The 26,261-nt window shown below is 56.8% G+C and carries 5 protein-coding genes (1 of these 5 cut by a window edge); 1 reads left to right on the forward strand and 4 read right to left on the reverse strand.

All coding sequences use genetic code 11. The annotated features are described in order from the left end of the window. The 4 genes from CWE17_RS10875 to CWE17_RS10890 form a co-directional block, all read right to left on the reverse strand. On the reverse strand, positions 1-21,081 hold part of the coding region annotated (locus CWE17_RS10875) for a VCBS domain-containing protein (RefSeq protein ID WP_131457133.1) (this coding region is incomplete at its 3' end). Its footprint begins 12,955 nt before the window's first position; 21,081 of 34,036 annotated nt are visible. Between the two features lie 273 nt (positions 21,082-21,354). After that, the gene (locus tag CWE17_RS10880; protein WP_131457135.1) at positions 21,355-21,834 is read right to left on the reverse strand and encodes a hypothetical protein; all 480 of its coding nucleotides are present in this window, start codon (positions 21,832-21,834) and stop codon (positions 21,355-21,357) included. Between the two features lie 52 nt (positions 21,835-21,886). Further along, positions 21,887-23,536, reverse strand: coding sequence for an AarF/ABC1/UbiB kinase family protein (locus CWE17_RS10885; RefSeq protein WP_131457493.1), 1,650 nt, complete (start codon positions 23,534-23,536; stop codon positions 21,887-21,889). 50 nt (positions 23,537-23,586) lie between these two features. Beyond that, positions 23,587-24,780, reverse strand: coding sequence for a YbfB/YjiJ family MFS transporter (locus CWE17_RS10890; RefSeq protein ID WP_131457137.1), 1,194 nt, complete (start codon positions 24,778-24,780; stop codon positions 23,587-23,589). Positions 24,781-24,860: 80 nt separating this feature from the next. On the opposite strand from CWE17_RS10890, the gene CWE17_RS10895 reads away from it, so the two are divergent. Next, entirely contained in the window at positions 24,861-26,258 is a 1,398-nt protein-coding gene (locus tag CWE17_RS10895) for an aminotransferase class I/II-fold pyridoxal phosphate-dependent enzyme (protein WP_131457139.1), read from the forward strand. Positions 26,259-26,261: the final 3 nt, after the last annotated feature.

Consider the following 26,261-nt stretch of genomic DNA (forward strand, 5'->3'; position numbering starts at 1 on the left):
TAGGACATTTCCAGTTGCTGAGTTGCTAGATGTAGTAGTCAGTCCTTCATTGAGGGTATTGGTATTTGAGGTCGCAATTGGTAGGTGATTGACACTAATGTTGATCACCCCTGATGTGGTGCCTACACTGCCCAACCCCTGGTCTTGACCAGATCCGCCAGCGCTGCCGTTACTGTTCTGATCGCTAAAGATCAGGCGGATATTGACATTGTCTTCTGGGATCGTTGCCGGTGCTGTTAGTGACGATGTAGAGGAGGCGGAAGATCCACTGGTTATCCTTATGTTCTTAATGAATCCATCTAGGCCTTCATCATTCGCATGGTGCGCTGACCCTAGCCGAATCGTTTTGTCGGAAGGGTTTAGTGTGGTTGACGTCGTATGTGTTCCTTTGAGAACGCCATTCGCGTAGACATTTAACGTTCCAATGTTGTTTATTGTTCCGTAGGTAATCTTGATGGTTGTATAGGCGCCGTTCGTGTTGGTGGTTCCGAATAGATCCGGGGCGCCATTATTGCTGCCGTTCAAATAGAGGCCATCACTTCTGAGTGTCCTAACCAGGACTCCGTCAGTGTAGTTGCCATAGGAGAATATCGTATTCAATCCATTGCTGGAGCCCATCGTGTAATCGGCTTCGAAAGTCCAATTGCTGCCGAGGTCTTGTGTGATGATATATGGATTGCTCCCATTTGTGCTGAGCTTGTATGGTGCATTGATCAGGAATGATGTTCCGGCATCGGCAAGGCATTCCTCGCCAATTCCATAGGTGAGGCCTGTAAGAACGCTCTGAACTGCATCGGTTGTGGCATTACTGTTGAAAGTGATTGATAGTTTTCCGTTTGACAGAGTGTAGGTGCCAACCGATGTATTCCCCACCTTTACACTGGAGCCAGACAGTGAAACATTGCTAGTGCTGGAAGTCTCAAAATAATCATTGCTATTGCCGGTAATGCCTCCAGAGCCGTTATCGCGTCCAACCTCAAGTGTCGCGCCGCCCCAGTTGCCAGATGAATTTGATACTTGACTCAGAGCCGCTTCTAGATCTGCATCTTGAAGTAAGGCATTTGCATCTATGACTACTCGTGCACGGTGTTGAACAACTGGCTCAGACCTTGTGCTGTCTAACCCAGAAAGAATAGGGGTATCATTAACCGCTATCAGGCTAAACGTGTTGGACCCACTTGGGCTCACCGTTACCGCCTTGGTACCACCGCTATCTCCCTCGTTTCCACCGTCATTGAGGGTGATGCTGACGGCGCGTGTCGGCATGCTGGCTGAATTAGTTGGGTTTTCGCTTGTTGAGGTATAGCCGATCTGTTGCAGTAGAGCCGCGATGACTGCATCGTTGACGGTAGTACTGATGAAGTTGATCTTCAACGCAGTGGCATCACCATCATTGACGTTATCGATGCTGCCGACGGTAGTCGTAACCGATCCATCGTTGTAGCTGATGCTCCCGCTGCTGACTGTGATTCCGTTCCCATTAACGATGCTCAGCACATCGCCAGGGTTGTACGCCGCGAGATCGACCTGAACATAGCCGCCGTTGTAATGCTCACCATCAACATCAGCTGCGCTAACTCCGCTGAGGAATTGAAGAATAGACGGGCTTCCTGAGACCGGTTCAGTCCAAGTACCACCAACTGAGAAGCTGAGTGTCGGAGCATCATTCACACTCGTAAAATTAATGGTTATGTCATTTGTGACCTCGAGTGCTGAATCTGCGCGCGTGATGGGTGCCACACCTGATGTGTTGCCACCGTCATTAAATGTGACTCTTAGCGACCGATTGTTATTGGCTAGACCGCTGCTTGGATCTTCACTGTCATTTTGGTAGGCAATCGCTCGAAGCAGTGCTTGAGAACCAGCAAGAGTCGCATTACTGTTCAGCAGGATCTTCAGTGATTGACCATTGACTCCATCGAGGATGCCATCAACACTGCCGATCACAACGGCGGACCCGCTGCTTGGCTGATAGCTCACGTTGGAACCAGAGCGAGATATTCCCCCCGCTGTCAGAATAGAGAGCTGGTCACTGGTCTCGTTTCCAGCGGTGAAATCAACTCTGATAAAGCCTTGGTTGAAGTCTGTGCTTGTATCAACATCTCCAATGACTGCACTAGGCGCAATCGCTTTTGCGACATCATTTTCTGTGTAGCTAAGTGTCGAGAAGCCGCTGAATGTAGGAGCATCATTGGCACGGTTTATGGTGAACTCTGCTGTCGCAACTACAACTCCTGAAGATGAACCAGTGGTGCTTGGGTCGCCACTAAAGCCACCATATTCAACAACATAACCACGCAGGTTATGGGCGCTGTTTCTTGTGTGCCCTAAATTGTACCTTGATAGTTCATCTCGGAGATCATTCCATCTTCCATTTGTGTAGAATTGAAGAACATGCTCGCTCCCGGCGTTGTTCGGCTCTCCGCCATTCCAGCTGGAGAACATGCCAGCCTGCGTAGAATTCCCAATTGAGAAGATCTGTCCTTTTTCTGGTCCTGTAACCCAGGTCCACTTCCTTTCAGATTCACTTTGTGAGGAATATAGGTTAGTGCCTAACGCCTCGTTGATGAACAGATAATCATCAGTTCCTCCAATCCATGCGTCGCTTCCAACCTTCGACTTGATGAAATCATTTTCGTTCTGTGATGTGATCGTTGCCAGATAACCTGTCAATCCCTGGTAGCTTCTAAGGCTCGCTGCAACGAGCGCATCGTGCCAGGTGATGTTTCCTGAGTTGACGTATTCGTAGTATCGGAGACCATTGTCGGGATGCGAGAAGTAAGGAACAACTGCCCCAGTGGACACAACAAGTCTTCTGGCCTCGGGATCTGGTGCATTGTTTGCATTGTTGAAGGTAACTGTCCTGAGAACTTCCTCGAATTGAGCGGCGGTACCGCCCCCCGCTTTGGAGAGAGTGAGGGTGCCGGTTGAGCTGTTGAAGCTTGATGTGATTCCTGTTGTGCCAACAGTTGCGGCCAGTGTGTCACCAGTCTTGTTATTCTCAATCTGAATCTTTAATTCCTGAAGGCCGTCTCGATCGGCTTGCACAACCGCATTCGGTAACAGTTGTACAGAAGTCTGCTCTGTAAAGTTGCTGACTGCTCCAAGTGTAATCAGGTTCGTGTCGTCGGTTGCACTGATATTCAGCGTGATGGTTGCAGCTGTGCTTGTCTTGGGTGTCGGGTTGTTATCTGTGACTTGAACCGACCAGGTTGTGCTCGTGCCACTGAAGAGCTGCTCTATTCCGCTGTCATTTGCTACAAATCGGTAGTCTCCGGTGACTGTGCTTAGATATAGAGTTCCAAAGTCATGGTTCTGTCCACCTTGTGCGTATGAATTTGTTTTGCTCAGGTCATATGTGACACCACCAATCGTCCAGTTTCCAGATGTTGCTCCTGACAGGCTAAATCTCAGATCATTCCGGTTTGTCTCGACATCTTTCGCCGTCAGAGTCCCAACCGTATCCGCAAAGCTGTCATCGGCAACTGTGTCCGCGTAGCTGAAGCTGAAGCCAGAAACGATTGGCGTGTCGTTGCTCAATGCCAGCGATACAGTTCCTGTCGCCACCGTGCTGGTTAGTTGATTCGAGCCTGTCGCAGTCGCGTTGTCGAGACCCGCATCCGTGAGGACTACGACAAAACGCTTGGCTCCATCGGGCGAATCGCTTGTGTGGGTACCACCTGTGATCACACCACTATTTCCACTGGGGCTCCTGTCATTCGCGACTGTCCCTGATGATTCCCGCAGATCCCAGTAGCCCACTAAACCCGTCTCGCTGGAAAGAGACGTTGACCTGTAATTTGTGCTCAGGCTGGTTTGGCTTTGAGCCACGTTCCATAGCCGAACATCGGCCATCGACCCCGCCAGTCCTGACCCAAGAGTCAGCGCACTACTGCCTCCAGCAACGGTTGCCGCTACGTTGAAACTGGTGCTGCTGTTCCCCCCACCACCTCCGTTGAGGTGGACCTGAAGCGACGTTCCATCTTTAACGACTGCAATGTGATTCCACTCACTTAGAGTCACGCCAATACCACTGTCGCTCCAGCTGCTATCGCTTCCCAACTTGTAGCCGACATTCCCATTAGCAAGAATGGCCAGGCTGTACTGCCCAGCTTTCTCTACAAAAAGCTGCTCACTCCCTACTGATGTTGGATTAATCCAGGTTTCAAGCGTGAATGTGCTGCTGACATCCAGGGCATCACTATCGGCGATGCTGACCTTGTCATTCGTTCCATTCAGGGTTAGTGATTGATTGTCTGTTGGCCTTGAAGAGGTGTTGTTGTAAGTGATACCCCGTAGCAGTGCCTGGAAATCGCTGATAAGAGCAACACTGCCGCTGCTTGGAACAATTGTGATTTGTCGTGTGTCAGGGGTGTAACTCAACTTGAAGTTGCTCCCTGCTGCTGCATCGGAATAGCTTGTGTCGAGCTGGAAGTTCGCGCCGCCAATACTTAGGACTTCGCTGTTTCCATCTCGGATTCCATGCAGATCAATGGTGATCGAGCTGGCTTTGCTGTTATCAACGTCGCTAAGGACGGTTGATGCGAACACAGCAATAGCAGCGTTCGTTTTCGCCGTATCGGTTGTTCCTGATGCTTCTGTCCAGGTGACTGCGCTGTTGATTCCACTGCCAGATCCATTCAGATCAAGAACAGGCGCATCATTTGTCGGGACAATGGTCAGTGTCTGAAGGTTGCCAATGCTCCCAGTCAAGGTCGCGCTCTTGGCACCGCCTTCACTGGTTGGAGCCGTATCTGTCAGTCTGACACTGAACAGCCGCTGTGCATTCAGATTGTTGTTGGCTGGATTTTCACTTGTCGAGCGATACCCAATATTCTGAAGCAGCTGGTTAACAAGACTATCTGTTACAGCGGTGCTGCTGAAGTTGATCTTTAGTGCTTTGGCTACACCGGTGCTGGTTGTATCTACGCTACCGATGACGACAGAACTGCCACCATCAGCTGTAAAACTGATTGTGTTGCCGCTGCGGCTGAACGCACCTACACCAGTGATTGGAGTCGTGATCAGATCCAGAATATCTCCTGCTACATAGGTATCCAGGGAAACGGTGAGCGAACCGCTGCTGTAATCACTGCTGTCCACATCGGCAGCTAGCGCTGTGGTTACCAATGGCACTAATGTGCTGCTGCCTTCGCTGTAGCTGCTTCCCGCTGGCGTGATTGTCAGCGTTGGGGCGTCATTGATTGGATTAACTGTGTGGCTGAGGGTAACGGTGTTGGCCGAATAGGGTGTTGTGCCTCCCCTCACGCTGACATCAACGTTGCTACCGGTGTTGTAAGCCAGGCCATCACTGGCATCCACCAATACAACGCTCAATTCCGGTGCCGAGCCGTTGTAATCGAGGCTTGGCACGAAGCGAATCTTCTCACTTGCTTTGATCACATAGGCCGTGCTGGCAGAGGTGACTGAGGGGATGCTCGTCCAGTTTGTTCCATCTGCGCTTGTCTCCCAAGCTCCTTTTGCGCTATCAGCTGCATAGTTGCTCACCGCGATAGCCGATAAAGCATGCCCGGTGGGTCCGATATTTGACGTTGACTTTGTGAGGCTAAAATTATCAATGCCCCAGGATTCATCACCAACCGATTGATTCAGCGTTGATGTCATCCTGAGATCAAGATCTGATAGGCCTGTTGGTGTATTAATTGTGATGCGGTATTTCTGGTCGTTCCAGCTGGCCGAGCCGACCCCCTTGCTTCTACCGCTGCCGTAATCCAGAGATTCAATTGACCATGTGTATGTGCCTTCACCTGCGATTGTTGTTGAGCCCGTGACGGTGCCTGTTGATGCATATCCCAGAACACCAGAGCTCGATCCACCATGGCTGAAGCGATAGCTCAGGATGTCCTGCGTGCCGGACTTGACTTTGAAATATTCACCATCCCAGGAGTCAATTCGCAAAAAGTCAAATTCGACTGTTGCTGAATCTCCTCCAAGGACAAAGCTCTTGCTGATTGTTTCTGTCGTATATCGGCCTAAGAACTGCCCCCAAGCTGTTGACGTGTCTTGCTTTCCGTTGTTCCAGCCGTCAGTTGTGCCGGAGAATGTACTCGAATTTCCGCTTCCATCTGCTTGGTCTGAGTAATTGTCCTTAACCAGCTCGCTGATGGTTTCGCCAGTGATGGAACTTGCATCTTCATTAATCGCTGTCAGGTTCGACGCCCCTGAAGCAACAGGCGCGTCGTTGAGAGCGGTGATAGATATTGTCGTAGTTGCTTGTTCTCTTACGCCGCCGCTATAAATGCTGTAGGTAAAACTATCGTTCCCGTTGAAATTTGTTGCTGGCGTGTAGGTGAATCCCCCGGTGCCGCTCCAGGTCAGTGTTCCGTTTGTTGGGCTTGTGTCTAGCTCGAAGCTACTTGGTGTTCCATCAAATGTGTCATTGCTAAAGACATTGCCACTGATGGAGGAGTCTTCATTCACTGTGTAGCTATCAGCAACGATGTCACCTGATGCTGTAAAACTTTGGATGATCGTTAGTGTTCCAAGGCTCAGTGCAGTGTTGCCGCCGCGTGAGGCAGCATTGATGATTGCCCCACTGGTCACTTCTGTGGACGAATCAATCAGCGCAACGGTCAATGCGGGAGTCTCGCCAAAGAAGTCGGCTTTAGGGTTAAACCGCACAATGTCGTCGGCCTCTAGTGACAAGGCGCTCGCGGCATTGCTCACACTGCCGATGATCGTCCATACACCTGCATCCCTATTGAAGTATTCCCACTGACCTTTGGCTGCCGATTCTGTATAGGAGGTGATTGCTATACCTGCCAGTGTATTGGCACTCGATCCTCCGCTGACCTGATCGGTGCTATCAGAGAAACTTGAACCCATGAGATTGCTAACAGTCTGCCCATTAATGCCTTCGGCAGCTGTCACCAGTGTTGATACTGCAGCTTGCGTGTTGTCAACTCCAGCATTGCTTGTTGTGCTCGTTAGGCTAAAGGAAACGCCGGACGATGCGGCTGTTAGCGTTAAGACATTCCCGGATGTAACAGTACCCAATAGCGACGCTGTTGCCGCGTCTGCTGCAATCAGGGTTGACAAGGCATTAGCAACATTGGCTCGTGTTGTTTCTTCGTCTACGCCTATCTCGTCAGCGGCGACTGTATGTGTCAATGCCGCCCCATTAATCGTTGCCGTGACAGTGTCACCAACTTCGTAGGCACCGATCAGTGTGATTGTGCTGACTTGTTGGGCTTTCGCTGGATCTTCGATCGTACTTGCTAAGGCCGCACTGGCTCCGCTCGCCACTGGTGCATCGTTAACGGCACCCACTTGCACCATGGCCTGGATTGCAGTGGTTGATAGACCACCTTGGTTGTCTCGAGCCTTAATGGTGAAGGCATTGAGCAGGCCGTTTGTATTGGCCGCAGGTGTCCAATAGAAGAATTTGCTTGCATCAACCGTTTTGTTGCTGCTACTCCAATTCGATGCTGTTGCGCTACTTGTTCCGATCTTTAGCGTTCCTCCGCTCAGGCTGATCACGTCGAAGCCTGTGATGGTTCCATCGACATCCGATGTGTTGGCTTGCGCCGCGAGATCCGCAAAGCTGATCTCGACTGTTGTGTCCTCTAATGTCTGCGCTACAGCATCGTTCAGGCTCGTAAACGTCGGCAAGTCATTCACGGCTGAGATGTTAATGCCAATTACACCAGTGCTTGTTTGTGGTCCGTTGCTTGCCCCTTTGGTATTGCTATCGGTGACGCTAAAGGAAAGACTTCTCGTGGCCTGGATGCTTGTCGGAGCATCATTGCTGCTGTTTGCATAGGTCACAGCTCTCAGCATCGTTTGATACTCAGCCACTGTTTTTGTACCGCTCAGACTCAGCACTCCTGTCACAGCGTCGAAGCTCGCGCTTACGCCACTCAGGAGATTTCCATCTGCAATGGCTAACGTGTCCCCAGGGCTATATCCGTTCCTGAAGCTGACGCCTGCTGCGCTAATTGTTTCACCTGCATCCACATCCGTGATCGTCAGAGAGGGTGCAATCACCTTGGCTGCAGCCTGCTCTGTATAGCTGATTGATGGCCCTGGCGTTACCACCGGAGCGTTGTTCATGGGCGCAACCACCAAGGCAATCGTCTCGGTCGTTGACGAAAATGCGCTCGACCCCCCGCCACTTCCAGGATTTACCTTGCTGCCCGCCGAACCGCTTGTTTGGTCCCAAGCTCTGAACGTCAGTTGGCTTGCATAGGTTCCGTTGTTTACCGTATTGGTCGCTTTGAAGAACAGTCGCGTCTCGCTGTCGGCTGCTAGCAGAAGGGCGGTGCTTGTCGAGACGCCACTGACAACGGACCAGCTTGTGCCCCCATTGGTGCTGTAGTACCAACTTCCGTAGGTTGTAGCCGCTGCCGTAATGGCAACTCCTTTTACTGCGTAGCCATCTGTATCGCTGATCCCTCCCAACAGCGAGCTCAGCAGAACGCCTGTCTCACCAATAGGCACCGCAGCACCCGCCTGGGCATAGATCTTGAGGTCAGTGTCCGTCAGAACCGGAGCACTATTGAGTCCTGTGATGTTGACCGTCGCTGTTGACGCACTGGTCAGAGCAGCCGTGTTTCCGTCATTGACGGCAAATTCAATGGTTCGACTGTTACGTGCTCCGTTTTCTGTCGGATCACTGCTTGTGCTGCTGAAGCTCACTGTGCGCAGGACCGCTTCATATGTGTCGACCGTTGCGGACCCAGTCAGGGTCAGGATCCCAGAGTCATTATTGAAACTTCCGGTGATCCCAGCTGATGGGCTGAAGCTCAGTCGATCACCAACGAGGCGATTGGTGATCGTGATTGTTGCGCCAACCAGGCTTGTGTTATCGATATCGGCCAGCGTGAGTTCCGGCTGGATTGCGATGGCAGTGGCGGCTTCTGTGTAACTGGCCGTCCCCGATGTGGTGATCACCGGGAGGTCATTAAACCCGTTGATCGTGATGCTAATGAGTTGATTGGTTCCATCTTCTGCTGTTGCTGTAAAGCTGTCGCTCAGGATTTCACCAACCTGTAGGGCCTCAACAACTGCGTGGTTGTTGTTCAGTGTGTAGGTCCACACTCCCGATTCCGAAATCGTCGCTGTGCCATAGGTTGGTGTCGTTGTGGTTGTCTGGAACTTATCTGCTGTTCCATCTACATCACTGCTATTTAGGTCTCCGTTTGCCGTTGCTACATTGCTGCTCGCATTATTCACTCCGCCAGCTTCCACCACGGAGCCCGATACGTCGCCAGTGATGACTGCCGCATCATTGCTGCCGTTGATTGTGAAGCTTGCTGTGTATTGATTGGTTCTGGTGGTATCCGCTACTTCTCTGACCTGAATCACAAAATCCTCCGTCACCACAGCACCAGCCGTTAAGGCTTCGGTGTCTGATGCCGAGTTGTCCAGGGTGTAGGTCAGCTGGCCCGTTGCAAGCGTTAGCAGAGCTGCGCCATAGGTTCCGAGGTGCTGATAGGTCGCTCCTGTGTCATCGGCAGCGCTCCACCCATTGGCGACCAGCCAGTCGATATCAAATTCTGCCGCGGTGGGGTCGGCTTCATCCAGCGGTGTCAGGGTCACGCTGCTGGTCGGTGTTCCTGGAGTGGCATTGCTGATCCCCCCGGCCTCCACCAGGGCTGGTGCTGTCGTACTTGCACTGATTCCTGGGAGGTCATCGGCACCGGTGATTGCGAAGATGGCTGCCACTTGGGCCGTTGCAGAGGCCGTTCCGCTCCCGTCGTTCACCTGAATCGTGAAACTGTCGTTCACGCTGTCGCCGGGGCCTAATGCTTCAGTGGCGGAGCGGCTGTTATCGAGGGCATAGCTGACGACGCCTGTCGCAATGGTCAAGGTTGCGCTGCCATAGGTTCCGCTCTTGCTGTAGGTGGCTCCGCTATCGGCACTGCTCCAGCCATTGCTTGTCATCCAGCTTGTGTCGTAGCTGGCTGTGCCATCAACATCGGCTTTGCTGAGATCAATGAAACTGTTCGATTGGCCGGCTGTTGTGTTGTTGGCTCCTCCTGCCTCGACCAATCCGCCGCTACCGCGGCTGCCGAACACCAGTTCAGACGCGTAATTGCGCTGACTGCGGTAGCCAAGCGACTGACTACTGCCAACGCTCGTTGCTGGATTTTGGGTGTTAATGAAGCCCCAGGTCCCACTGGCACCTCCCAGAGCCACCGTGCCCTCTGAGATGCTCCCTGTACTGGTCTGGCCAAGCGTCCCTGCGGTGTTGTTTAGGTTCGCGTCAATGTGGCCGTAGGTGTAGCTGCTATTGGCAAACTCCGCACTTCCGCTAACAAGCTCAAAGTCAAAGGTGTAAACGCCAGCGGCGCCAGCGGCACTTCTTGATCTCCCAATTCCCCGGATAACGTAGGTATTGTCCGCTGTTTTCTCATAGATTACGGGTGTGACCCATAGACCTGCAGAACTATTGGGCTTGTAGAATTTCCACTGCGTGACTGTCCCTGTTTTGCCTGCAGGTGTCTCCTGGATGTAGGCGTTACCGGCGCTGCTGTCAGCATGGCTTCCGGTGTAAGTACTGCTACCAATACTCGTCGTCGTACTCGTGTAGGAGGTTCCTGCGCTCAGTGTCGGTGTGTCGTTGGTTCCCTGGATTGTGAAGACTGCGTTTGCTGTGCCAGCAAGCCCATCGTTATCCACGAGGCTGATGGTGAATGTCTCATTGGCGCTTTCTCCACTTGTCAACGCCTGCGTCGCAGTCTTGTTGTCATCGAGCTGGTAGCTGACCACCCTCGTGGCCACAGTCAGTGTCGCTGTTCCATAGACCCCGCTCTTGCTGTAGGTGGCTCCGCTATCCGCGCTGGTCCAGCCAGCCACCCCAAGTGCTGCGGCGTCGATGCTGGCTGTACCGTCCACATCGGTGGGGGTGAGTGTGATGCTGCTGGTCGCAGTGCCTGACGTGCCATTGGCGATGCCGCCCGCTTCTACCAACGTGGCCGTTGCTGCCGCCACCGTCGCGCCGGGTGCATCATTGCTGCCGTTGATCGTGAATACGGCAGCTACCTGAGCTGTGGCAGATCCGTCGCTCACCTGCACGCTGAAGCTTTCGCTCACGCTGCTGCCACCCGTCAGTGCGTCTGTGGCGGTAGCGCTGTTGTTGAGCTCATAACGGACCACATTGGTGGCAATGGTCAAAGTCGCGTTGCCATAGGTTCCGCTCTTGCTGTAGGTCAGGCCGCCGTCAGCGCTGCTCCAGCCATTGCTCGTCAACCAGCTGACGTCGTAACTGACGGTGCCATCCACATCAGCAGGGGTGAGGGTGATGCTGCTGCTCGCGGTTCCCGCCGCGGCGTTGTTCAGACCACCTGCTTCGACCAAGGTGGCTGATGGGCTGCCGACGCTCAGGCTGGGGCCGTCATTGCTGCCTGTAATCGTGACGGTGAGGGTGTGATCGTCGTTAGCTGAGCTATCACTCACCCGTACGGTGTAGCTCAGGGTCAACTCCTGGCCTGTGGCAAGTTCGTTGAAGGCTTCGCTTCCACTGTTGAAGGTCCAGCTCAAGCTGCCACTGCTGGCTGGACTGCTGAACACCGTGGTTGATCCAAACGTGAGCCAGCTCTTGAGGGTGTCTGCGCTGATGCCGCTCAGACGACTATTGCTGCTCCCGTTGAGGCTTGCTGCGGCGACACTGACGCTGACCGTATCGCTGCCATCGATATCGCTGACGCTCAAGGTTCCATTAGCGCTCAGACCAGCATTGGTTTCGCTGAGCCTTGCTGCATCTGTATCGCTGTTGAGGACTTGAATCAACGGCGCATCGTTCAACGCCGTGATGGTGATGCTGGCGCTGTCTTCGACGGCACTGAAGGCGCTGCTCCCGCCCACAGTCCGAGCATCGGCGTGGCTTCCCGCCGTCCCTGTTGCTCCATCCCAGGCACGGAATCGGAAGCTGGCACTGCCATTGGCATCGGGGTTGGGAACAAACCGCAGGCTGTCGCTCGGTCCAAGCAACAGAGCGTTGCTGTTGAGGTTGACCAGGCCAGAGCCGCTGCTGATGGTGACCCAGCTACTGCTGCCATTGACCTTGTATTCCCAACTGCCTTTGCTGTTGTCGATCAGGGTGATCGCGATGGCTTCTGAGGCAGTTCCCTCATCACCGGGGCGGCTGATGCTCCCATCCACAATGATCTGAGCGATCGTGTTGCCAGGGTTGCTGGCATCGGCGACGTCTTCGCTGATCGTCGTAAGTGCAGGGCTTGCGCTGCGATCGAGGGCCGGGGCATCGGCAACGGCCGCCACGATGATTTGAACGATCTGAGAATCCGACCAGCTCGAACCATCACTCGCCTGGAAGCTGAATTCGGCTGAGAGTCCAGCCAAAATATCATTCGAGTTTAGAGATGGCGTATAGACAAGTCGATCAAGGTCTGCAGCAGCGATCACATCTCCACTGCTCAGAACTGTCTCGTCAAGTTTGAGGCTACCGAGCAACCCATCAGTAGTAAAGCTCAGTTTGATCGAAGCCAGTGGATCTTGTTCGTTATCGTCGTAGCCGGCATTGAACTGCGAGAGACTGAACTGATAAGCCGTGTCTTCATTGGTATGGACTGTGATGTCAGCTGCAGTCGGTGCGGTGTTGCTGTTCCTCAGGGTCAGGCTGCGGCTGGCGCTCAAGTTGGTGTTGCGCTCGACATTCGGTGCACTGAACAAGCTTGGAGCCGCCAGCGACGTGCCATCGCCACCGAACTCGACCAGGCTGGCGAGAGTCGCTGTCTCAAGCGCATCGCTGAGGCCAGCTCCGTAACCACTTAACGCACCGGCGTCTTCAAATCCCTGTAAGAGGCTGAGGTTATCGAGGGCCCAGGCTTCATCACTGCTTGCTGAATCAAGGGTGGAGCCAATCTTGAGTGCCACACTGGTGCCAAAGTCTTTGGGCAGATCGATCGAGACCGTGAACTGTTGATCGGCGGATGAACCTGCACCGGCATCTGCGGAAGAACCCGTGGCATGCATCACAAACGTGATGCTTTCACCGTTGATTGAGGCGCTTCCGCTGTAGGGCGTTCCCACCAAGCTGCTGACTCCTGCCTGCAGTGCGGGAGAGGTGAACAGAAGGCTGTCGTTGATATACACCTGGAAGCTTTCATTCTCCCAGCTGTCGATTTGCCACAGGTTGAAGCTGATGCGGCTGTGCTTGTTATTCAGCGACAGGTTTGTGGTGTGGGTTTCACCTGTTCCGTAGAGGCCCGCGACGGTCTCGCTGCCAAAGCTGGTGCCCGAAGTGAAGGTTTCGGTGGACACGGTGGTCTGTGGGGTGCTCCCATCGGGTTGGCCTGCCAGCCATTGCTGGAATCCCGAGAGGCTGTAGTTGGCATCGTTGGTCGTTGTCCCGCCATCACCGCTGATCCATTGCCAACCCTGGGCGGGTTCATTGCTGGTATCGGTTTGATAGAGCCCTAACCAGAGGTTGGCGTTGCTCGTTTGGCGAGCAAACCAACCCGCAATCTCCAGTTCATTGAGGCTGCCCAGGCGCGCTAGGTAGCCGTTCTGGCTGCGTTGACTACTCGCCTCTGCAGCACTCAGGGCGGCATCAAAGCTGCGTAGCGTGCTGTCAACGCTGTAGTAGTGGCCTGTACTGCTGCTATAGACCAGACCAGCCTGATCAACGATCAGAGCATTGCCGGCAACAGCGCTCTGGCTGAGGCTGCTGCTCAGGCTCGATGGCAAGGCCAGAGGGAGTTGCCCAAACTCCACCAGATAGCGCTGACTGGTGCTGGTATCGGCGTTTGTGAATCCAGATGCGTTGAGGGCGTTCCCCCCGCTGTTGATGCTCTGGCCCTGCAGTGGCCCCCCACTCCAGAACAGACTTCCCCCGACACTTTGGCCACTTGTCCAGGCTCCACTGAGGCCTGCATCGGTGACCAAGGCCTTCGCGATCTGCAGTGATGTGGCGTCAGCTGGGGTGGCGAGGTAGCCATGGTTGCCGTCGACGTTGAGAAGAGCGGCCTCTGTCCCTGCCGCACTCCAGGTGGCTGTCCCGCTTGATAGCCCGAGGTAGTGCCCTGTGGCCAGGTTGTAGTAGTAGGCCTTACCTCCGGAGATCACCTTGCTGGCCAGCAGGTCGACATGCAGCGCCGCGCTGGTTTCGTCATTGCTGTTGTCGTTGCCGCTGCCTCCCTTGTGCACGGCAAAGAGCAACTTTTCTCCCTGGCCCAGCAGGATCTGCTCCAAGTTGGAATGGGTGGCAGTGCTTGGATCGGATCCGCCGACTGCAGAGCCTGAATCCAGCTCGGTGATGCCTCCATCCAGTGCCACCTTGAAGACCTTGTAGGTCGTACTGGTCTCGCTTCGCGTTTTCCAGAAGTTGGCATCGACCCCGTACACCCCATCGACGGGTGCGGTGAATTGCGCGACTGCGGGATACCGACTGCCCGGTGAGAAGGTCACTTCCCCGGGGCGATAGGTGGCGCTGCCATCGCTGTAGCTGCTGCTGGTGTTTGGTAAGAAGCTGACGGTGCCCCAATCGCTGTAGGAACTGGAAGAGCTGTCGGCGGCGTAGACGCGGATCAGTTCCCCCTGGCTGCTGACTGTGCGGGCCCCGGTTCCGTCACGATCAAAGGAGGCCAGTCCAGCAATGGCGGTGAAATCATCTGCACTGCTGGTGTTCATCACCCCCAGGTCCCAGACCCCCTGCGCCACGGTTGCTGAGCGAGGGTCGTAGTCACGGCCCAGATTCCAGCTACTGGTGGCGCGGTTACTGGCGTCGTTGGCCAGTTGATACCAGGCGACCAGATTCGCTTCATAACCACTGAGGCTCTGATTGCGATCCAGAGATGCACCGATTTCAGGCGCGCTCAGGCTGCGGTTCCAGACCCGTAGGTCACTGATCGCACCTTTCCAGTAGTTGGTTTGATCGGTGTTGTTGTCGATCCGGAAATCGCGCCCAATGCGCAAACTGCTGCCCGAAATGGCATTGCTCAGTTGGCCGCTGCCCACGCGGATGCCATCGATATAGAGGGTGCCATTGCTGGCGCCCGTGCCGCTTTTGATCAGGGTGTACTGGTGCCATTTGCCATCACTGGGCATGCCGCTACTGATGGTCCAGTTGTCTCCGATGCGGAGGTCACCGCTGCCGGTTTTCTCGAGCGAAATGCTTTCGCCATTGACGCCTCCGCCCTGGGCAAAGATTGTGTAGGTGCTGCTGTTGCCACCGGCGGTGATGCTGCTGTCAGCCTGGGCCCACACCGAGATCGTCCAATCGCCAGCCATGGGGACCACTGGGCGCAGGGTTTCGATGTAGTCATCAACCCCATCGAGATGGAGCGCTTGGCGGGTGTCGTCGTAGCTGGCCGTGACGACAACATTGATGCTGCGTTGATGGTCGTTGCTGGTGTTACTGGTGCTGAATGCCAGTGTGCGCAGCACCTGCTGATACTCCGCGGCTGAGGCATCACCGCTCAGGGTTAAAACCCCAGTGCTGCTGTTGTAGTTGACATTGATCTTGCCGCTGATGCCAGTAGCCGCCAGCAGATCACCGCTGACAAAGCTGCCTGTCTCCTGATCAACCAGCGTGACGTTGGCGCTGTGGATCGTGTCGTAGGCCGCTTGAGAGGTGATGGCGGCATCGGGATCCAGCAGTAGGAAGCCGGGGTCCACCAGAACAGCAGTCGTGACAGCCGCCCCGGCGCTGGGTCGCACCACCAGGCTGCGCCCCGCCGAACTGCTGAAGGTGGGTGGGCGATCGGTGAGTGCTCCCACCGTGATGGTTGTGCTGACGGCGTTGCCGGAGTAGGCGATCCCATCGGATCCATCCCAGCTGAAGCTGGTGCTGCCGCTGAAGGATCCCTCAGGGGTGAAACGCAGCTTGCTGAGGTCGGCGGCCAGCACCTCCCCGCCGACCGCCAGCGTTTCAGAGTCGGAGCGGAGACCATCGCCATCGCCATCTAGCCAGACGGCACCGTTGGCCGACAGGGCTGTGATCTTGATGCTCTGCAGGGATTTGCCGAGACCTGTGTCACCGGAACCCGTGCTGTCGGCATCACTGAAGTTGAAGTCAGCGCTGCTGAAGTTCAGGGTCCCGCCCTGATTGATCGTCTTGCTGGTTCCCGTGACAACGGGCAGGTCGTTTACGGAGCGGACCGTGATCGCCAGGGATTGGCTCAGGCTGTCGCTGCCGCCATTCGCTGTGCCGCCGGAATCTTGAACGGTCCAGGTGAGGTTGCCAGTGCCATTGGCATTGGCAACTGTTTTGTAGGTGAGTCCCTGGAGTTCGGAGAGGTTTAGGGACGCGCCCGCAGAAACAGCAGTACTGCCATCGGCCTTGAAGAGGTTGATGAAGGCCGGGATGGCGTTGATGGTGTAGGTGAAGGTTTGGCCTGATTCATCGGAGCCGCCACCTGCGGCATAGGCGAGTGATGAGAGGCCGAGGGATATGGCGGTTGTGTTGCTCGAGTCTTCGTTAACGGAGATGGCAGCCGGTGCAGAGCTGGTGAGGACCGGTGCGTCATTAACGGCTCCGACCGTGATCGAAAGGGATTGGCTCAGGCTGTCGCTGCCGCCATTGGTGGTGCCGCCTGAGTCTTGAACAGTCCAGGTGAGGTTGCCAGAGCCATTGGCATCGGCAACTGTTTTGTAGGTGAGTCCCTGGAGTTCGGAGAGGGTGAGGGAAGAGCCAGCTGTGACCTGTGTGGTGCCGTCCGCCTCGAAGACCTCAATGAATGAGGGAATGGAATTGACGGTGTAGGTGAACGTTTGACTTGATTCATCAGAGCCGCCACCTGCGGCGTAGGCGAGTGATGAGAGGCCGAGGGATGTGGCGGTTGTGTTGCTGGAGTCTTCGTTAACGGAGATGGCGGCCGGTGCAGAGCTGGTGCGCACTGGCGCGTCGTTAACGGCCCCGACGTTGACCTTGACTTGAATCGCACTGCTAGAGGCTTGGGTGCCGTCCCAGGCCTTCACCGTGAAGGCATTGAGCTCACCGTTGGCATCGCTCGTCGCTTTCCAGCGCAGCTTTTCTCCACTGGAGAGCAGGGTGGAACCGGCCGTGATCGGGTCCCAGTTGCTGGTGCTGGCATTCCATTTTTCCAGGGTTCCCGACGACAGCGCTTCCACTCGGAAGCTGACGTTGTCCCCGTCTGCATCGGCTGCATCGGCAGCAGCGGCGAGGTCGCTATAGCTGATTTCAAGGAAGCTGTCTTCAAGGCCGCCGTTGAGGGTGGTGATCGTGGTGAGTGTTGGCGCCTGATTCGGCGACTGAATCACCAACTCCCCTGTGGTTGCGTCTGTGGCTGTGTTGCCGGCTGTATCGCTGAGGCTGGCCACCACCTGGTAGGTGCCTGGGGTCAGGGCATCGCCATCAGGGATGGTGAGCGACCAGGTGTTGTTGACCCGATCGATCTCCAGGCCATCGCCGGTGGTGTAGGTGATGCCGTTGACCGTCACCGTCAGCCTGTCGGTGTCGCTGAGCGTGGCGGTGCCGCTGATGCTGGGGGTGGTGTCGAGGGTCGAGAGGCTGCTGACGGTGGGCGCGCCTGGAGGCGTGAGATCGATCAGGAAGCTGCTCGCAGCGGTGGCGCCACCGGCATTCACGCTGAGGGCGACAGTCCCCTCGCTCAAGCCCGCATCGGGGAGCGCGGATCCGGATGAAACGGATGTGCTGGAGAGATCAAGGCTCCAGAGACCGCTCGACGTCGTAGTCGTGTAGGTGTACGTCGCGGTGGTATCTGTCACCGTGACCGTGACGGAGCTCACCGAAGTGGGGGCGGTTCCCTCGAGAACGGGTTTGCGATTGCTGGTGATGTTGTCGCTGCTGGAGGTGCCGGTGTCAGAAGTGCTGGTATTGGCGAGGTCAATGCTGGGACCCACCAAAGTTGCTGTTGCTGAACCACCACTGCCGAGGTTTCCCGCCACATCGGTGTAGAGGTTGTTGGCCACACTGATCACTGGAGCGCTGGTGGCGCTGGTGGCCTGCACCATTGCCTGCCAGACCTTGGGGTCGCTGGTGGGGCGAAGATTGCTGAGTGTGCCGTTGCTGATGCTCACATCAGCGGCCGTGAAACCGACGGGCGCTTCACTGAAGGTGAATGTGACCGGCAGGCTCTGGCCATAGGCGATATCCGTGCCCTCGATGTCAATCGCCAGCGTTGGCGCTGTGAGGTCGACGTTGAAGCTGTAGGTGCTGGCAACGGTGTTGACGTTGCTTGCTAGGTCGGAATAGACACCGCCATTGCTCACCGTGATTGAGGCACTGGCGGTGCTGCCGTTTTGGCTGAAGGTGGCGGAATAGAGATCGTCCGTAACTTTGGTCAGACCGCTAATGCTGCCGCCGCTGACGGTGATGTCGTCCGCGGTGAAGCTGCCATCTTGAATGGCCTCGCTGAACTGGAACTGCACCGTGGTGCTATCTCCAGCCGCAAGGTTGGTGTCTGCAGCGGTGATCACAAGACTTGGAGGGGTGACGTCGCTTGTGGATACGCCAACCGTGAGGGCTTGGCTATCGGTCAGACCCGTGGAATCGGTGACTTGAACCGTGACGCTGTAGGTGCCGTTGCTGGCGGCATTGATGAAGCTCAGAGCGCCAGTGCTGGAGTCAATGCTGAATAGCGCTTGATCGTCTCCTCCGCTGATGCTGTAAGTGAGGGTGTCACTGCTATCAGCATCAGTGGCACTCACGGTTGTCACGCTCGTGGCACCGGTGAGCAGATTGATCGTTGCGCTGCCTCCTCCACCGTTGGAGGTGATCACCGGTGCGCTGTCGCTGATGTTGAGAACAGATACGCTGATCAGCTGTTTATCGCTCGCGCCCTGGCTGTCGGTAACACTGACTTCTACCTCGTAGATGTTGTCTTGATCAACATCGACTGGGGCCTCGTGATCGGGTGCGGAGATGAAGCTCAGGGCTCCGCTGCTGGTGTCAATGCTGAACTTGTCCTTGTCGGCACCTCCGGAGATGGTGAACGTCTTGGTGTCTCCTGAATCGGCATCTGTGGCAGCCACCGTGGTGACGCTTGTTAGGCCTTCATTGATGCCGATCGTTGCAGCGCTGCCCCCTCCGATGGAGGTGATGACAGGTGGGCTATTCAGTGACTGTGTGGTTATGAATGCATTGAGTGCGTCGTCAACCCCAGCTGAGTTGCTGCCGATGCTTCCAGCGCTGATGGAGGCCTCGCGACCGGGGATGACCAGTAGAAAAGCGTTGCCTGTGCTGGTTGAGCCGCCCAGGGTTGCCGTCTCATAGAAATAGAAGGCGTCAATGGTGCTTCCAGACGTCACGCGTCGGGAAATGACGCCGTTAATCGTTCTGTCCAGTCCGTCGGCTGTGTAGTTGAGTTGGCCGGGAATGTCGTTGCCGGAAAAGCTTGTTTGTGCTGGGTTCGCTGAAGTGAAGCTGAAGCTGTTGCTTGCGATTGCCGTATTGATTGCGATGCTATTGGTGTTGGCTTGGTAGCTGGTGTTGTCACTATCTGCATAGGCGGTTTTGAAGGTCACAGTGGCAAACTCTGCGCTCACGCTTGTGTCATCGATCGTGAGCAGCCCGTGGTCGTCAACCGATGCGCTTAATTCATCGAGGTCTTGCCCCACGAGCAAACGCGAGAAGCGCTCACCCTCGTCTCCCTGGCTATCGCCATCGGGGTTCAGGCGGCGATCGATGGCATGGCCGTATTCCTCCAGCAGGGCGTTGCGAATGGCCTGGCTGCCAATGCCCAATTTCAGCCAATCACGGTTCACATAGATCCGCTCCTCACCGGAGCCGTTTTCAGCCGTGTATGCCGCCAGGTAGCCGTTCAGTTCACTGAACGAGCGCAGCTCAACCTTGATCTGAAGGGAGCCAGTTTGAATGTCGCTGAGCAGGTTGTTGACTTGCTCGGGATCCAGGGGCGCCTCACTGCTGAGGGCTTGGCTCAGGAGTGCAGTGGCTTGTTCAGGATTGGCTGCAAACTCACGTAGAAGGCTCTGGGCTGCATCCAAGGCCTCCTGCCAACTGCTCTCCACCACACTGTTCAGCGGTTCTGAACTGGCCTGGGGGATCAGCAGGTCATCACTCTCGCTTTCGTTCTCACTGGAGAGTTCCGCAGCGACTCGCTCGCTTCCGATCTGCAGCCAGGCGTGGTCGCTGTTCTCGCCATCGCCCATCTGCCGGCGGAGTCCTTCGCCGAGTAGTGCCAGCGCCAAGCGTTGACCCTCATCTCCAGCACTATCAAGTAGGCCTGTGCGCTGCTCCAGCCAGTGCCCGACCTCCTCGAGCACAACGGCTTGACGCCAGGTCGGATCGGTCTCCAGGTCCTGATCCACCAGGATCAGGTTGTGGCTGGCAACAAAGGCACCGTGGATGTTCTCGGCTTCAAAGCGGGCGCGGTGCAGCTGGGGCTGGAGTTCACCCTTGAGGAACAGCTCCAGGGTGGTTGCCACCTCAAGAGCCGCGGCTTCTCCGTAGGCGAGCTTCAGGGCCGGAAGTAACCGTTGTTGTTGTTGGGCCTCCAGTAGCTGCTGGCGCACACCCTCCAGTAGGTCGGGAGCCGCGGCGCCAATCTCGACAACTGTTCTGGAGTGGGCTGTGGAAGGTCTGACTGGGAATTTTTCTCTCGCCTGTTCCTTGAACAGTTGAACGTCTGCGTCGGTGAGTTCCGACAGCTCCGCCACTAAAGGGGCTAAACCGTCGTTTGTTTCATCAAGCCAGATTTCCAGCTGAGGCTGTGGGATGAGGCCTCGGCTCCAAAGGCCGACCTGATCTCTCCACTGATGGAGGCTCTCCAGAGAGAGGCTGTCACTGCCGAGCTGCAGGGTACCTTCAGGGGCTTCCGGAAGGACGAGGATCAGAGCCTGATAGCCCTCTGCGGGGGCTTGCTGCTGGAGTAGCTCTCCGAGCTGCTGCAGGCCACTGTTTTTTCTCTCCAGCAACAACAGATCGGAGTTGGCAGGGAGCTGGGAGGACAGCTCCTGCCAGTTGCCCACGGCGGTGTCGATCGCCACCAAAACACGGCCGAGCTGATCGCTCTTGCTGCTCGTGGTTTCTGGTCGTCCCGCGCTCCCTTTGCCCCCTCCTGGGATCAGCAGTTCATTGATACTGCTTTGTAGGGCATGGCCATCTATGGAAGTGGCGTCTTTCTGAGTCTCCAACCACTGCAGCTGCTGGACCACCTTCTCCAGGCTTCGTCCAAGCTCAGCATCTGCGCCCAGAGGCTCACCTGGGTTCCACGACGGATGAATCGGCTGAAGGAGCGAATCGGCTCCTGTGGTCGTCGTCGGATCCAGTGGATCCTTGCCACTAAGTGAACCTTGGGTTGGCTGGTACAGCTGATCCAAGGATTCTGGAACTCTATTGCACGTAATTTAGTTAAACTTGGCGGCTCGCTCTCGCTAATGTCCTGATATGCAAGTTTATTTTTGTAACAAGTTTGCTATCGGATGTTTTTAGAAAAACTCGTCGAAGTTGTCGAAGTCGACAGCTTTGAAATTGCCGCTTTCCACCTGCTGCATCAGCCCTTCCAGCTGAACCCAGAGGGCTCCTCCGGTCAACAGTGATAGAAGCAGGGCAACCAGGTAGGCAGCACCGGATGCAAAGCCGAACACCTGCAGTGAACCTCCGATGAAGAGGGTGATCCCGATCAGGGTTCCGGCATAGCTCATGGTGGTCTCCGCCGTGCCGAGTGGCAGCAGGGCCAGGCGATCCTGCTTCCAACCGTTCAACCGGTCCTGCACCAGTTGGGCAAAGGTGAGGCCGCAGAGTACGCCGATGGCCAGGCCCAGACCTGCCACGAGGTAGGGGGGCTGGCTGAGGGGCGCATATTCGAGCAGGATTTCGTCGGCGTTCAGGTCGCCGAAAGCCCCAGTGAGCAGATCCAGGCCGGCCTGCTGGGCATCAAGAGGCGCGACGTCCGGTTCAAGTGCCATGGCGGGCCGATCTCCCTGAGCAGGGTTGCTGGTAGCGCCGACCTTAGGGGACTCAGGCGACAGCGAGTGGATTCAAGCTCTGCAGCACACCACCTGCCACGCGCCGAGGGCTGAAGGTGCGCCGGATAAGGCCCAGCAGTGCACGCAAATCGCTTGTGCTGAGCCGGTCATCACGAATCAGCGTCAGCAGCAGGCGACGCCGAAGGTCGGATCCGTCTTGGCTGAGCAGGAGGCGCAGCCCCGCCCCTGCCACAGGCAGCAGCTCCAGGCCGGCTCCACCGCCTTCGTCTCCGACAACGTTGAGGAGGCTTTCGAGGCGTTCGATGCGGAGTCGGCCTTCGGCATCGAAGATCACCTCCAGAAGTTTTTCGCGCATCTCGCGGGTGTCACCGGCCAGAAGGCGTTTGGCCACGTAGGGATAGGCGACGGCAATGATCCGGAATTCAGGATCGAGCCGCAGCGCTAATCCCTCCTGGCTCACAACCGCGCGGATAATCAGGGCAAAGCGAGCGGGCACCCGGAAGGGGTAATCAAACATCAGCTCTGAGAAGCGATCCGTGATCGCTTTGAAGTTGAAGGAGCCGACCTCCTCTCCAAGACTGCCCCCCAGCACTTCTTCCAGGGCAGGAATGATCGGGGTCAGATCAGCGGTCGGGGCCAAGAATCCAAGGGTTTGAAAATCCTTGGCCAGGGCGGCGAAGTCGCGATTGATCAGGTGAACCACCGCTCCGGTGAGCGTGAGCCGATCGGCATCGCTGATCGAATCCATCATTCCGAAGTCCACATAGGCCACATGGCCCAGATCGCCACTACGACCACTGAGGGCAAAGAGATTGCCTGGATGGGGGTCGGCATGGAAATAGCCGAACTCCAGCAGTTGCTGCAGGCCGCTGATCACGCCCGTGCGAATCAGTGCCGCGGGGTCGAGTCTTTGGGCTTTCAGTTCCTGGCGGTCCCGCAGCTTCGTTCCATGAATCCAGCTGGTGGTGAGAACGCGCCGGCTGGAGAGCAAGCGCTCCACCTTGGGGATCGTGACCGCTGGATTGTCGGCGAACAGGGCGGCAAAGCGTTCGGCGTTGTTCGCCTCAAGGCCGTAATCGATCTCCTCGAACAGACTGCGCCCGAATTCATCAATGATCTCTCCCAGCCCGAAGCCCAGGTTCAGGGGTAGAAACGGTGCTGTGAGCACGCCGAGGGTGCGAATCAGGACCATGTCCCGGCGCAGGATGAAGGGCAGATTTGGGCGCTGCACCTTGACCGCCACCCAGTGCTGGCCGTGCAGCCGGGCTCGATACACCTGGCCCAGGCTGGCTGCGGCAACAGGACAGTCAGGAAACTCTTCAAACAGCGCATCGGCCGGAGATCCCAGCTCGGCTTCAATCGTCTTCAGGGCAATGGCATGGCTGAACGCAGGCAGGTCGTCCTGAAGTTTCGTGAGTTCATCCAGCCAGTCCCGTCGGATCAGATCGGGACGGGTGGACAGAGCCTGCCCCACCTTGATGAAGCAAGGACCCAGATTCGTGAGTGTGCGCAGGAGCAAGCGCGCCAGGTTTTTCTGAACCTTGGGATCACTGCTGTTGCCACGGATCAGCAGGCTGAGCACCAATCCAGACAACGCCCACACAATCTGGAGAATGCGGGGTACGGCGATCCACGGACGCAGCAGCAGCCAACGGGCATCTCGGCCAGGGTTGTAACGCACAGACTCCACGCCCAGATCTCGCTTCCTCCTGGAAATCCTAGAGAGTTCGCCTAAACAGGGTGCCGATGGCGGCGATCGCCGAGCCACTGGATCAGTTCAGCGATCACCTGCAACACCACGACAACAACGCCAATCAGAATCAGCCCATCGATGCGTTGGGAGACCAAAGGCGAGGTTGCGAATGCAAACAGAGCGAAACCGATTCCAAGAATCATGGTGATCAACGACCAGGTCGGTCGTAGTTCGCTGGGATCCACTAACTGACTGAGACGGTCGAAGGTGAGGCTGGCCGTCAGCCAGATCCAGGCACCCACGCAGAACGTTGCCGCACCGAGAATGGTTTCGCTGCTTCCAGTGAGGAACAGGATGTTCCCCAGCAGACCAAGGCAGGCCACGATGGGGAGCAACACCACGGTGGGCCAGCGACGCGGAAAGGTGCTGGCCAGCAAGGATCCCGTTGTGCAGCCAGCGCCAAACACGGCCAGCGATGTGCTGCTCAGCATGGGCGACGCCCCCAGGCGCTCACTAACAAGCAGGGGTTCATAGAGCGCGACTGGTGTCTGCCCAGCCCCGAGGAGCAGGTAGCCAAGCGTCAACCCTGCCAGGGGGAGCAGGGACGAGGAAGGGATCTTGGGTGCCTCTCCGCGGGCCAGCGGTGCCTCGGGGTCGTGCCTTGCTTCGTCTCGGAACCCCACCAGCAACAGCCAACCCACCGGAATCGCCAGAAACGCAGCCACCGTTCCCAGCAACACCCAACCGAGTTCCACGGTTTCCATGGGCAGGCTTCCCACACTCAAGGCCCCGATCAGCGCACCGATTCCCGCACCTGACATCACCAGGGCACTCGCCCCTCGTCGTTGTCCATCGGCACAGCCAAGGGTGGCCAGGTGGGGGATTCCGCTCATGAGGTGCCCGGACGCCCAGCCGGCCAGAATTCTCCAGAAGGAATGCATCGCCAGGGTGCTACTCAGCCCCTCTGCAAAGAGTGAGATCGGGATGGTGAGCAGGGCGATCCAGAGGATCAAGCGCCGGTGCCGCAGGATGCGCAACTGGGAATGATGCAGGCAGCCCAGGATGTATCCGGCCAGATTCAACGAGGAGAGCTCTCCGATCGATGATGCGCTGAAGAGGCCGCTCTCGATCATCAAACGCCCCACGATCGCGAAGTCAAATCGCACCACGCCAAGGCCGATGCCGATGGCACAGCTCCCGGCGATGGCTTTGGTGTACCTGTATTGCGCCATTGGTTGGACAGGGTGATGCCACGATTCAGCTTCTAGCCGCAGTTCGCGCGGGTGGCTGCGGTCTTGTCGATTCAGTGCTCATGTCCCTGCTGAGACTCCTGCGCGCTTCAGACCAGCGATTCGCCCTGCATCTACCGGTGCATGGCCGGGGTGAAGCCTTGCCACCTCCTCTCAGAGGTCTGCTGCGTCAGCAGCCGGGACGTTGGGATCTTCCTGAACTTCCAGACATCGGTGGCCCTCTGGAAGCGGATGGGGCGGTCGCAGAAACGCAGGCGAGGCTTGCGGCGCGGATGGGTGTGGACTGCTGTTGGTTCGGCGTGAATGGAGCAACGGGCCTGTTGCAGGCAGCACTGCTGGCCATGGCCGCTCCAGGCGAAGCTGTTTTGCTACCACGCAATGTCCACCGCAGCCTGATCGCCGCGTGTGAGCTGGGGGGATTGCTGCCGGTGTTCCTGCCGGTTCCGTTCGATGAGGTCCGGGGCCATCCCGGAGCGATGACCGCCGATGGTTTGAGCCGCTCTCTCGACGCCTTACCCGATCTCGGCTGTCGCCTGGCAGCAGCCGTGCTGGTTCATCCCACGTATCACGGATACGCCGCAGAGATTGCCCCTCTCGTGGATCGCCTGCACGCCCATGGTTTGCCTGTGTTGGTGGATGAAGCCCATGGCACCCATCTCGCCTTTGCCCCAGGGTTGGGATTGCCACCGTCGTCTCTCACAACCGGGGCCGATCTCGTGGTGCACTCGCTGCATAAGTCAGCGCCTGGACTGGCTCAGACCGCAGTGCTCTGGCAGCGGACGACACGCATCTCCTCAACAGCGTTGCGTCTGTCCCTCCAGCGACTGCAAAGCAGCAGTCCCAGTGCGCTGCTGCTGGCGTCCTGTGAAGCAACCCTGGATTGGATGCTTTCAACCCGATGGACCAGGCTTCTGCAGCAAAGGCTGGAGACAGCCCGCAGGTTGAAGGATCGTTGGCGTCGCCAGGGTGTGCCCCTGCATGAGAGCGATGACCCCCTCCGGATCATTCTGAATACAGCTTCCGTTGGCGTAAGCGGTTTGGAGGCAGACGCCTGGTTCATGAACCGTGGGGTGATTGCCGAGCTACCGGAGCCCCTTTGCCTGACTCTTTGTCTGGGGCTTGCCCGGCATCGCGGGCTTTCAGCGCGGCTTCAGCGCCTCTGGCAGTTGTTTCTCGAGGACAGGGGTGGGCCGCCCCTCGCCCCCGTCGCGGCACCTCCTCTTGATTCAGTGCACGTTGTGGAGTTGTCTCCCGCGGCTGTCTCCCATCGGTCCAGTTTTGCGTGTCCGTTGTCGCAATGTGCTGATCGGATCGCTGCGGAGATGATCTGTCCCTATCCCCCGGGGATTCCCTTGCTCGTGCCTGGAGAGCGCATTGATCAGGCCCGGGTGCAATGGCTGCAACGGCAGCACGTGCGCTGGCCTGAGCAGGTGCCCGGTATGGTGAAAGTTCTGGCCTGACAG

Source organism: Synechococcus sp. BS56D, from assembly GCF_004332405.1.
Lineage (GTDB): Bacteria > Cyanobacteriota > Cyanobacteriia > PCC-6307 > Cyanobiaceae > Synechococcus_C.

Excerpts from the sequence above, each read along its gene's own strand:
- CWE17_RS10880 (WP_131457135.1), bottom strand. The coding sequence starts at position 21,834 with ATGGCACTTGAACCGGACGTCGCGCCTCTTGATGCCCAGCAGGCCGGC.
- CWE17_RS10890 (WP_131457137.1), bottom strand. The coding sequence starts at position 24,780 with ATGGCGCAATACAGGTACACCAAAGCCATCGCCGGGAGCTGTGCCATC.
- CWE17_RS10895 (WP_131457139.1), top strand. The coding sequence starts at position 24,861 with ATGTCCCTGCTGAGACTCCTGCGCGCTTCAGACCAGCGATTCGCCCTG.